Origin of the sequence: Romboutsia sp. 13368 (assembly GCF_018336475.1) — a bacterium.
In the GTDB taxonomy this organism is placed as follows: Bacteria; Bacillota; Clostridia; order Peptostreptococcales; family Peptostreptococcaceae; genus Romboutsia.
Map to the genome: position 1 here is coordinate 2,379,144 of NZ_CP048741.1, position 11,141 is coordinate 2,390,284.

The following is an 11,141-nucleotide window of genomic DNA, read 5'->3' on the forward strand; positions in this document are numbered from 1 at the left end:
ATCTTCATTTTGGAGCGGGTGAAGGGGATCGAACCCTCACAGCCGGCTTGGAAGGCCGGAACTCTACCATTGAGCTACACCCGCATATTTAATTGGTGACCCATAGGGGAATCGAACCCCTGTTACCGCCGTGAAAGGGCGGTGTCTTGACCGCTTGACCAATGGGCCATATTTGTTTTTGGTTGCGGAGGCAAGACTCGAACTTGCGACCTTCGGGTTATGAGCCCGACGAGCTGCCAACTGCTCCACCCCGCGATATTAAATATGGTGCCGAAGACCGGAATCGAACCGGTACGAGAGGTAAGTCCCGCAGGATTTTAAGTCCTGTGCGTCTGCCAGTTCCGCCACTTCGGCATACCACGTGGCTACGTGCTACTCTCCCAGGCGGTCGCCCACCAAGTACCATCGCCGCTAAAGAGCTTAACTTCTGTGTTCGGTATGGGAACAGGTGTATCCTCTTTGCTATAATAACCACATTATATGTTTGCCCTTTTCTCAAGGACAAGTATAATATTAACATTTTCGATTAAGAATGTCAATACTTTTTATAAAGTTTTTTTCAAAGTTAATACTCTGAAAACTGCATATCATTTAGATTCATCATTTAAATTTTGGTCAAGTCCTCGACCTATTAGTATCGATAAGCTAAATACATTACTGCACTTACACCTTCGACCTATCAACCAGGTAGTCTTCCTGGGGTCTTACCCTTACGGTGGGAAATCTTATCTTGAAGTTGGCTTCGCGCTTAGATGCTTTCAGCGCTTATCCATTCCGTACATAGCTACCCAGCCATGCCCTTGGCAGAACAACTGGTACACCAGAGGTACGTCCATCCCGGTCCTCTCGTACTAAGGACAGGTCTTCTCAAATTTCCTACGCCTGCGACGGATAGGGACCGAACTGTCTCACGACGTTCTGAACCCAGCTCGCGTACCACTTTAATGGGCGAACAGCCCAACCCTTGGGACCTACTACAGCCCCAGGATGTGATGAGCCGACATCGAGGTGCCAAACCTCCCCGTCGATGTGGACTCTTGGGGGAGATAAGCCTGTTATCCCCAGGGTAGCTTTTATCCGTTGAGCGATGGCCCTTCCATGCGGTACCACCGGATCACTAAGTCCGACTTTCGTCCTTGCTCGACCTGTATGTCTTGCAATCAAGCTTCCTTTTGCCTTTACACTCTTCGCACGATTTCCGACCGTGCTGAGGAAACCTTTGAGCGCCTCCGTTACTTTTTAGGAGGCGACCGCCCCAGTCAAACTGCCCACCTGACGGTGTTCCAAGACCTGATTCAAGGCCTATGGTTAGGATCCCAGTACTACAAGGGTGGTATCCCAAGGATGACTCCACACAGACTGGCGTCCATGCTTCATAGTCTCCCACCTATCCTGTACATGTAGTACCAAGACCCAACGTCAAGCTACAGTAAAGCTCCATGGGGTCTTTCCGTCCTGTCGCAGGTACCCGGCATCTTCACCGGGATTACAATTTCACCGAGTCTATTGTTGAGACAGTGCCCAAATCGTTACGCCTTTCGTGCGGGTCGGAACTTACCCGACAAGGAATTTCGCTACCTTAGGACCGTTATAGTTACGGCCGCCGTTTACTGGGGCTTAAGTTCACTGCTTCGGATAAATCCTAACAGATCCCCTTAACCTTCCAGCACCGGGCAGGCGTCAGCTCCTATACATCGTCTTGCGACTTAGCAGAAACCTGTGTTTTTGGTAAACAGTCGCTTGGGCCTATTCTCTGCGGCCTGTCATAGACAGGCACCCCTTCTCCCTAAGTTACGGGGTCATTTTGCCGAGTTCCTTAACAATAGTTCTCTCGCTGGCCTTAGGATACTCTCCTCACCCACCTGTGTCGGTTTACGGTACGGGCGCCTTTAAACTCGATAGAAGCTTTTCTTGACAGTGTGAAATCAGCTACTTCGCCCCGAAGGGCTTACCCATCGTATCCTAGCATTATCTAGACGGATTTGCCTATCTAGACTGCCTCAATACTTAGCCACACAATAACCAACAGTGTGGTTAGCTTATCCTACTGTGTCACTCCATCTCTCAAACGCTTATTGGCGGTACAGGAATATCAACCTGTTGTCCATCACCTACGCCTTTCGGCCTCGGCTTAGGTCCCGACTAACCCAGGGCGGACGAACCTTCCCCTGGAAACCTTGGGTTTACGGCCCGTGGGATTCTCACCCACGTCTCGCTACTCATGCCAACATTCTCACTCGTATACTGTCCACATGTCCTTACGGTCATGCTTCAGCCTGCATACGAAGCTCCCCTACCCATCATAATGATGCCGTAGCTTCGGTAGTACGTTTTAGCCCCGGAAATTTTCGGCGCAGGATCACTCGACCAGTGAGCTATTACGCACTCTTTAAATGAGTGGCTGCTTCTAAGCCAACATCCTGGTTGTCTGTGCAATCCCACATCCTTTACCACTTAACGTACATTTAGGGACCTTAGCTGACGATCTGGGCTGTTGCCCTTTTGACTATGAATCTTATCACCCACAGTCTGACTCCCAAGTATAAGAATACGGCATTCGGAGTTTGATAGTCTTCGGTAAGTGCAATACCCCCTAGGACATTCAGTGCTCTACCTCCGCTTCTCTCAACCTTGAGGCTAGCCCTAAAGCTATTTCGGGGAGAACCAGCTATCTCCGGGCTCGATTGGAATTTCACCGCTATCCACAAGTCATCCCCGAGCTTTTCAACGCTCGTGGGTTCGGTCCTCCACGAAATTTTACTTTCGCTTCAACCTGCTCATGGATAGGTCGCCCGGTTTCGGGTCTACGACATGCAACTTAATCGCCCATTTAAGACTCGCTTTCGCTACGGCTCCACACCTTAAGTGCTTAACCTTGCTGCATATCGTAACTCGTTGGCCCGTTCTACAAAAAGTACGCGGTCACACAAGTAATGTGCTCCCACAGCTTGTAAGTGCAGGGTTTCAGGTTCTCTTTCACTCCCCTCCCGGGGTTCTTTTCACCTTTCCCTCACGGTACTATACGCTATCGGTCACTAGGTAGTATTTAGGCTTGGAGGATGGTCCCTCCTGCTTCCCACAGGGTTTCACGTGTCCCGTGGTACTCTGGATCATACTAGTATTTTTCTCGTTTTGACTACGTGGCTATTACACTTTATAGCGGAGCTTTCCAACTCTCTTCATCTACGATATCTTTCCATGTCGTATGTCCGCAACCCCAACGAAGTAAACTTCATTGGTTTGGCCTGTTCCGTGTTCGCTCGCCGCTACTTACGGAATCGAATTTCTTTCTCTTCCTCCGGGTACTTAGATGTTTCAGTTCCCCGGGTTCCCCTCGCTAAGCTATGTATTCACTTAACGATACTTAGACATTACTCTAAGTGAGTTTCCTCATTCGGAAATCTTCGGATCAAAGTTTACGTGCAACTCCCCGAAGCTTATCGCAGCTTATCACGTCCTTCATCGGCTCCTAGTGCCAAGGCATCCGCCCTGCACCCTTAATAACTTGACCAGTTATTAAAAAGTTAGCGCTACTGAACAAACTTCGTATTCACTCAGTTTATTCCAGTGCTTAAAAGTTGTAATTTTTAAGACTTTTCTTGTCATATATATTTAAATTCCTTCGCTTTCGCTTCAGTCATATCCGTTGCTTAAAGTACTAATGGTGGAGATGAGGAGGATCGAACTCCTGACCCCTTGCGTGCAAGGCAAGTGCTCTCCCAGCTGAGCTACACCCCCATATTTTATTTTAACAACGAATTANNGTTTGTTAGTTGTAATTCTATAAATTAACCTACTGTTTAATTTTCAAAGTTCTTAAATTTCTCATGGTAGCGGTAACAGGAGTCGAACCTGTGACCTTTCGGGTATGAACCGAACGCTCTAGCCAACTAAGCTATACCGCCACGACTATGGTGCCCAGAGGCGGAATCGAACCACCGACACGGGGATTTTCAGTCCCCTGCTCTACCGACTGAGCTATCTGGGCGCAACAATTGGTGGGCCTAGCTGGACTCGAACCAGCGACCTCACGCTTATCAGGCGTGCGCTCTAACCACCTGAGCTATAAGCCCTAATTGTTAAATGGTCGAGGTGGAGGGACTCGAACCCCCGGCCCCATGGTCCCAAACCACGTGCGCTACCAAACTGCGCTACACCTCGAAGTATTAATTATATTATTTTTAATTTTATGAGTGGCAGGGGTGGAGGGACTCGAACCCCCGGCGCACGGTTTTGGAGACCGACGCTCTACCAACTGAGCTACACCCCTATAAAATTTTTGGTGGACCATCAGGGACTCGAACCCCGGACCTACCGGTTATGAGCCGGGCGCTCTAACCAACTGAGCTAATGGTCCACATTATTTAAAATGGTCGAGGTGAAGGGACTCGAACCCCCGGCCCCATGGTCCCAAACCACGTGCGCTACCAAACTGCGCTACACCTCGAAATAATTGGCGGAGAAGGAGGGATTCGAACCCTCGCACCGGTTTAATCCAGCCTAATCCCTTAGCAGGGGATCCTCTTGAGCCACTTGAGTACTTCTCCAATTATTAAATTAATGGCGGAGAGGGTGGGATTCGAACCCACGGTGCCGTTAAGCATCACTGGTTTTCAAGACCAGCTCCTTAAACCACTCGGACACCTCTCCACTTGGTGATCCATCCGCGACTCGAACGCGGGACACCCTGATTAAAAGTCAGGTGCTCTACCGACTGAGCTAATGGATCAAATATTAATTTGGCAGGGGATGCAGGACTCGAACCTACGCATGTAGCAGTCAAAGTGCTATGCCTTACCGACTTGGCGAATCCCCTATATAAAGTGGTGAGCGCACAGGGATTCGAACCCCGGACACACGCCTTAGAAGGGCGTTGCTCTATCCAGCTGAGCTATGCACCCACATTATATATTTAATGGAGCGGGTGAAGGGGATCGAACCCTCACAGCCGGCTTGGAAGGCCGGAACTCTACCATTGAGCTACACCCGCATATTTAATTGGTGACCCATAGGGGAATCGAACCCCTGTTACCGCCGTGAAAGGGCGGTGTCTTGACCGCTTGACCAATGGGCCATATATATTTGGTTGCGGAGGCAGGACTCGAACCTGCGACCTTCGGGTTATGAGCCCGACGAGCTGCCAACTGCTCCACCCCGCGATGTTGTGTTTGGTGCCGAAGACCGGAATCGAACCGGTACGAGAGGTAAGTCCCGCAGGATTTTAAGTCCTGTGCGTCTGCCAGTTCCGCCACTTCGGCATACCACGTGGCTACGTGCTACTCTCCCAGGAGGTCGCCCCCCAAGTACCATCGCCGCTAAAGAGCTTAACTTCTGTGTTCGGTATGGGAACAGGTGTATCCTCTTTGCTATAATAACCACATTATATGTTTTGCCCTTCTCTCAAGGACAAGTATAATATTAACATTTTCGATTAAGAATGTCAATACTTTTTATAAAGTTTTTTTCAAAGTTAATACTCTGAAAACTGCATATCATTTAATTTTCCATCATTTATCTTGGTCAAGTCCTCGACCTATTAGTATCGATAAGCTAAATACATTACTGCACTTACACCTTCGACCTATCAACCAGGTAGTCTTCCTGGGGTCTTACCCTTACGGTGGGAAATCTTATCTTGAAGTTGGCTTCGCGCTTAGATGCTTTCAGCGCTTATCCATTCCGTACATAGCTACCCAGCCATGCCCTTGGCAGAACAACTGGTACACCAGAGGTACGTCCATCCCGGTCCTCTCGTACTAAGGACAGGTCTTCTCAAATTTCCTACGCCTGCGACGGATAGGGACCGAACTGTCTCACGACGTTCTGAACCCAGCTCGCGTACCACTTTAATGGGCGAACAGCCCAACCCTTGGGACCTACTACAGCCCCAGGATGTGATGAGCCGACATCGAGGTGCCAAACCTCCCCGTCGATGTGGACTCTTGGGGGAGATAAGCCTGTTATCCCCAGGGTAGCTTTTATCCGTTGAGCGATGGCCCTTCCATGCGGTACCACCGGATCACTAAGTCCGACTTTCGTCCTTGCTCGACCTGTATGTCTTGCAATCAAGCTTCCTTTTGCCTTTACACTCTTCGCACGATTTCCGACCGTGCTGAGGAAACCTTTGAGCGCCTCCGTTACTTTTTAGGAGGCGACCGCCCCAGTCAAACTGCCCACCTGACGGTGTTCCAAGACCTGATTCAAGGCCTATGGTTAGGATCCCAGTACTACAAGGGTGGTATCCCAAGGATGACTCCACACAGACTGGCGTCCATGCTTCATAGTCTCCCACCTATCCTGTACATGTAGTACCAAGACCCAACGTCAAGCTACAGTAAAGCTCCATGGGGTCTTTCCGTCCTGTCGCAGGTACCCGGCATCTTCACCGGGATTACAATTTCACCGAGTCTATTGTTGAGACAGTGCCCAAATCGTTACGCCTTTCGTGCGGGTCGGAACTTACCCGACAAGGAATTTCGCTACCTTAGGACCGTTATAGTTACGGCCGCCGTTTACTGGGGCTTAAGTTCACTGCTTCGATTGCTCTAACAGATCCCCTTAACCTTCCAGCACCGGGCAGGCGTCAGCTCCTATACATCGTCTTGCGACTTAGCAGAAACCTGTGTTTTTGGTAAACAGTCGCTTGGGCCTATTCTCTGCGGCCTGTCATAGACAGGCACCCCTTCTCCCTAAGTTACGGGGTCATTTTGCCGAGTTCCTTAACAATAGTTCTCTCGCTGGCCTTAGGATACTCTCCTCACCCACCTGTGTCGGTTTACGGTACGGGCGCCTTTAAACTCGATAGAAGCTTTTCTTGACAGTGTGAAATCAGCTACTTCGCCCCGAAGGGCTTACCCATCGTATCCTAGCATTATCTAGACGGATTTGCCTATCTAGACTGCCTCAATACTTAGCCACACAATAACCAACAGTGTGGTTAGCTTATCCTACTGTGTCACTCCATCTCTCAAACGCTTATTGGCGGTACAGGAATATCAACCTGTTGTCCATCACCTACGCCTTTCGGCCTCGGCTTAGGTCCCGACTAACCCAGGGCGGACGAACCTTCCCCTGGAAACCTTGGGTTTACGGCCCGTGGGATTCTCACCCACGTCTCGCTACTCATGCCAACATTCTCACTCGTATACTGTCCACATGTCCTTACGGTCATGCTTCAGCCTGCATACGAAGCTCCCCTACCCATCATAAATGATGCCGTAGCTTCGGTAGTACGTTTTAGCCCCGGAAATTTTCGGCGCAGGATCACTCGACCAGTGAGCTATTACGCACTCTTTAAATGAGTGGCTGCTTCTAAGCCAACATCCTGGTTGTCTGTGCAATCCCACATCCTTTACCACTTAACGTACATTTAGGGACCTTAGCTGACGATCTGGGCTGTTGCCCTTTTGACTATGAATCTTATCACCCACAGTCTGACTCCCAAGTATAAGAATACGGCATTCGGAGTTTGATAGTCTTCGGTAAGTGCAATACCCCCTAGGACATTCAGTGCTCTACCTCCGCTTCTCTCAACCTTGAGGCTAGCCCTAAAGCTATTTCGGGGAGAACCAGCTATCTCCGGGCTCGATTGGAATTTCACCGCTATCCACAAGTCATCCCCGAGCTTTTCAACGCTCGTGGGTTCGGTCCTCCACGAAATTTTACTTTCGCTTCAACCTGCTCATGGATAGGTCGCCCGGTTTCGGGTCTACGACATGCAACTTAATCGCCCATTTAAGACTCGCTTTCGCTACGGCTCCACACCTTAAGTGCTTAACCTTGCTGCATATCGTAACTCGTTGGCCCGTTCTACAAAAAGTACGCGGTCACACAAGTAATGTGCTCCCACAGCTTGTAAGTGCAGGGTTTCAGGTTCTCTTTCACTCCCCTCCCGGGGTTCTTTTCACCTTTCCCTCACGGTACTATACGCTATCGGTCACTAGGTAGTATTTAGGCTTGGAGGATGGTCCCTCCTGCTTCCCACAGGGTTTCACGTGTCCCGTGGTACTCTGGATCATACTAGTATTTTTCTCATTTTGACTACGTGGCTATTACACTTTATAGCGGAGCTTTCCAACTCTCTTCGTCTATGATATCTTTCCATGTCGTATGTCCGCAACCCCAACGAAGTAAACTTCATTGGTTTGGCCTGTTCCACGTTCGCTCGCCGCTACTTACGGAATCGAATTTCTTTCTCTTCCTCCGGGTACTTAGATGTTTCAGTTCCCCGGGTTCCCCTCGCTAAGCTATGTATTCACTTAACGATACTTAGACATTACTCTAAGTGAGTTTCCTCATTCGGAAATCTTCGGATCAAAGTTTACGTGCAACTCCCCGAAGCTTATCGCAGCTTATCACGTCCTTCATCGGCTCCTAGTGCCAAGGCATCCGCCCTGCACCCTTAATAACTTGACCAGTTATTAAAAAGTTAGCGCTACTGAACAAACTTCGTATTCACTCAGTTTATTCCAGTGCTTAAAAGTTGTAATTTTTAAGACTTTTCTTGTCATATATGTTTAAAATGATGTCATATCACTAAATGTTATGCAGTTTTCAAAGTACTAAATGGTGGAGATGAGGAGGATCGAACTCCTGACCCCTTGCGTGCAAGGCAAGTGCTCTCCCAGCTGAGCTACACCCCCATATTTTATTTTAACAACGAATTATATTTTATAATATATGTCGAAGTTTGTCAATAGAGTTTTTAATTTTTATTAAGAACCCTCAAAATTAAACAGTAGGTAATTCTCCTTAGAAAGGAGGTGATCCAGCCGCACCTTCCGATACGGCTACCTTGTTACGACTTCACCCCAGTTATTGATTTCACCTTCGACGGACGCTTCCAAAAGGTTAGCAATCCGGCTTCGGGCGCCCCCAACTTCCGTGGTGTGACGGGCGGTGTGTACAAGACCCGGGAACGCATTCACCGCAGCATTCTGATCTGCGATTACTAGTAACTCCAGCTTCATGTAGGCGAGTTTCAGCCTACAATCCGAACTGAGAATGGCTTTAAGGGATTAGCTCCGCCTCACGACTTGGCTGCCCTCTGTACCACCCATTGTAGCACGTGTGTAGCCCTAAGCATAAGGGGCATGATGATTTGACGTCATCCCCACCTTCCTCCAGGTTATCCCTGGCAGTCCCTCTAGAGTGCCCAACTTAATGCTGGCAACTAAAGGCAAGGGTTGCGCTCGTTGCGGGACTTAACCCAACATCTCACGACACGAGCTGACGACAACCATGCACCACCTGTCACTTCTGTCCCCGAAGGGAAATCTCCGATTAGGGAGAGGTCAAAAGGATGTCAAGCTTAGGTAAGGTTCTTCGCGTTGCTTCGAATTAAACCACATGCTCCGCTACTTGTGCGGGTCCCCGTCAATTCCTTTGAGTTTCACTCTTGCGAGCGTACTTCCCAGGCGGAGTACTTAATGCGTTAGCTGCGCCACCGAAGGGGGTAACCTCCGACAGCTAGTACTCATCGTTTACGGCGTGGACTACCAGGGTATCTAATCCTGTTTGCTTCCCACGCTTTCGTGCCTCAGTGTCAGTTACAGTCCAGAGAGCCGCCTTCGCAACTGGTGTTCCTCCTAATATCTACGCATTTCACCGCTACACTAGGAATTCCACTCTCCTCTCCTGCACTCAAGTTTCCCAGTTTCAAAGGCTTACTACGGTTGAGCCGTAGCCTTTCACCTCTGACTTAAGAAACCACCTACGCACCCTTTACGCCCAGTAATTCCGGATAACGCTAGCCCCCTACGTATTACCGCGGCTGCTGGCACGTAGTTAGCCGGGGCTTCCTCCTCAAGTACCGTCATTATCTTCCTTGAGGACAGAGCTTTACGACCCGAAGGCCTTCATCGCTCACGCGGCGTTGCTGCATCAGGCTTTCGCCCATTGTGCAATATTCCCCACTGCTGCCTCCCGTAGGAGTTTGGACCGTGTCTCAGTTCCAATGTGGCCGATCACCCTCTCAGGTCGGCTACTGATCGTCGCCTTGGTGAGCCGTTACCTCACCAACTAGCTAATCAGACGCGGGTCCATCCTGTACCGCAAAAGCTTTGATACTTCTACCATGCGATAAAAGCATATTATCTCGTATTAGCATACCTTTCGGTATGTTATCCGTGTGTACAGGGCAGGTTACCCACGCGTTACTCACCCGTCCGCCGCTCTTCTCCGAAGAGAATCGCTCGACTTGCATGTGTTAGGCACGCCGCCAGCGTTCATCCTGAGCCAGGATCAAACTCTCAAATAAAAGTTGTTACCTGCTCAGACTAATCATTATCTGAATATCTGGCTTGGTTTGTTAGTTGTAATTCTTTAAATTAACCTACTGTTTAATTTTCAAAGTTCATTTTCGACTTCTTTAGTTTACCAAAGTTGTTTTTCTTTGTCAACTTATTTTTTGAAGTTTTTTATTTCTTTTTGTCCTTTCCTTAAGGACAAGTATAACTATACCATCTCATAATCATATCGTCAACACTTTTTTTGAAACTTTTTTTATATTTTTTACGTTTTTATTTTGCAATCTTTTCTTCATATACGTAAGTTCTTGATTTTGCAATCGGTTTAGCCTTTATTTTAGTTGTCCTATTATAAATTTTTATAGCATCATTACAGAAATAAATCATAATATCTAACACTAATAAAGTTATACTTATTAAACATATCCAATTCATCATTTGATTCATAGCCCATTCCCCCAAATTAATATTTTAGTTATTATTCTTAAATATTATTCAAATTTCCTTTATAAAAATTTCGCTTTTTTATTCTATCTGACTATGATTTATATATATTTTTTTCAGCAAAATTATTTTATTTACATTTTTATATGTTGTTTTTGATATTTAACCTTTATATTTTGTATTAAAATTATAGACTTTTAATATTAACTTTTTATAAAAACAGCTACAAATAAAAAAAGATTGTGCATAATACGTAAGTAATGCACAATCTTTTCAATATTATTCTTCTATTTTATTTTGATTATTTTCTATCGGTTTCATTGTAGGGAATAATATAACGTCTCTTATAGATGGAGAATTAGTTAATAACATCATAACTCTATCTATACCTATTCCAAGACCACCTGTAGGAGGTAAACCAACTTCTAAAGCATTTATGAAATCTTCGTC

The 11,141-nt window shown here is 47.5% G+C and carries 2 protein-coding genes, 22 tRNA genes and 5 rRNA genes; all 29 read right to left on the bottom strand.

The window, feature by feature from the left end; translation table 11 throughout:
• Window positions 1-10: 10 nt before the first annotated feature.
• Window positions 11-84: transfer RNA gene (locus G3997_RS09985), tRNA-Gly, on the bottom strand.
• Between the two features lie 9 nt (window positions 85-93).
• Window positions 94-168, bottom strand: a tRNA-Glu gene (locus G3997_RS09990).
• Window positions 169-179: 11 nt separating this feature from the next.
• A tRNA-Met gene (locus G3997_RS09995) sits at window positions 180-255 on the bottom strand.
• A gap of 10 nt (window positions 256-265) precedes the next feature.
• Window positions 266-354 (bottom strand) — tRNA-Leu (locus G3997_RS10000).
• 5 nt (window positions 355-359) lie between these two features.
• Window positions 360-476: ribosomal RNA gene (rrf, locus tag G3997_RS10005) — 5S ribosomal RNA — on the bottom strand.
• A gap of 135 nt (window positions 477-611) precedes the next feature.
• Window positions 612-3,511 (bottom strand): 23S ribosomal RNA (locus G3997_RS10010).
• A 151-nt stretch (window positions 3,512-3,662) separates the two neighbouring features.
• A tRNA-Ala gene (locus tag G3997_RS10015) sits at window positions 3,663-3,738 on the bottom strand.
• 90 nt (window positions 3,739-3,828) lie between these two features.
• Window positions 3,829-3,905, bottom strand: a tRNA-Met gene (locus G3997_RS10020).
• A gap of 7 nt (window positions 3,906-3,912) precedes the next feature.
• A tRNA-Phe gene (locus G3997_RS10025) sits at window positions 3,913-3,988 on the bottom strand.
• Window positions 3,989-3,996: 8 nt separating this feature from the next.
• Window positions 3,997-4,073: transfer RNA gene (locus tag G3997_RS10030), tRNA-Ile, on the bottom strand.
• Window positions 4,074-4,084: 11 nt separating this feature from the next.
• A tRNA-Pro gene (locus tag G3997_RS10035) sits at window positions 4,085-4,161 on the bottom strand.
• A 33-nt stretch (window positions 4,162-4,194) separates the two neighbouring features.
• Window positions 4,195-4,270: transfer RNA gene (locus G3997_RS10040), tRNA-Trp, on the bottom strand.
• 10 nt (window positions 4,271-4,280) lie between these two features.
• Window positions 4,281-4,357 (bottom strand) — tRNA-Ile (locus G3997_RS10045).
• A gap of 13 nt (window positions 4,358-4,370) precedes the next feature.
• Window positions 4,371-4,447, bottom strand: a tRNA-Pro gene (locus G3997_RS10050).
• A gap of 7 nt (window positions 4,448-4,454) precedes the next feature.
• Window positions 4,455-4,547, bottom strand: a tRNA-Ser gene (locus G3997_RS10055).
• A gap of 14 nt (window positions 4,548-4,561) precedes the next feature.
• Window positions 4,562-4,650: transfer RNA gene (locus G3997_RS10060), tRNA-Ser, on the bottom strand.
• 3 nt (window positions 4,651-4,653) lie between these two features.
• Window positions 4,654-4,729 (bottom strand) — tRNA-Lys (locus G3997_RS10065).
• Between the two features lie 11 nt (window positions 4,730-4,740).
• Window positions 4,741-4,816 (bottom strand) — tRNA-Gln (locus G3997_RS10070).
• Between the two features lie 8 nt (window positions 4,817-4,824).
• Window positions 4,825-4,901: transfer RNA gene (locus G3997_RS10075), tRNA-Arg, on the bottom strand.
• A 15-nt stretch (window positions 4,902-4,916) separates the two neighbouring features.
• Window positions 4,917-4,990 (bottom strand) — tRNA-Gly (locus tag G3997_RS10080).
• A gap of 9 nt (window positions 4,991-4,999) precedes the next feature.
• Window positions 5,000-5,074: transfer RNA gene (locus G3997_RS10085), tRNA-Glu, on the bottom strand.
• A gap of 9 nt (window positions 5,075-5,083) precedes the next feature.
• Window positions 5,084-5,159, bottom strand: a tRNA-Met gene (locus G3997_RS10090).
• A gap of 10 nt (window positions 5,160-5,169) precedes the next feature.
• A tRNA-Leu gene (locus G3997_RS10095) sits at window positions 5,170-5,258 on the bottom strand.
• A 5-nt stretch (window positions 5,259-5,263) separates the two neighbouring features.
• Window positions 5,264-5,380 (bottom strand): 5S ribosomal RNA (gene rrf, locus G3997_RS10100).
• A gap of 136 nt (window positions 5,381-5,516) precedes the next feature.
• Window positions 5,517-8,415 (bottom strand): 23S ribosomal RNA (locus G3997_RS10105).
• Between the two features lie 151 nt (window positions 8,416-8,566).
• Window positions 8,567-8,642, bottom strand: a tRNA-Ala gene (locus G3997_RS10110).
• A 113-nt stretch (window positions 8,643-8,755) separates the two neighbouring features.
• A 16S ribosomal RNA gene (locus G3997_RS10115) occupies window positions 8,756-10,258 on the bottom strand.
• Together the 16S, 23S and 5S rRNA genes with 22 tRNA genes alongside form the textbook arrangement of a ribosomal RNA operon.
• A gap of 262 nt (window positions 10,259-10,520) precedes the next feature.
• A complete protein-coding gene (locus G3997_RS10120; RefSeq protein ID WP_296645616.1) occupies window positions 10,521-10,694 on the bottom strand; it encodes a hypothetical protein in 174 nt (57 codons plus the stop codon).
• Between the two features lie 276 nt (window positions 10,695-10,970).
• Window positions 10,971-11,141, bottom strand: a 171-nt coding sequence (locus G3997_RS11745) for an amino acid--tRNA ligase-related protein (protein WP_296649511.1), incomplete at its 5' end; no start/stop codon positions are given.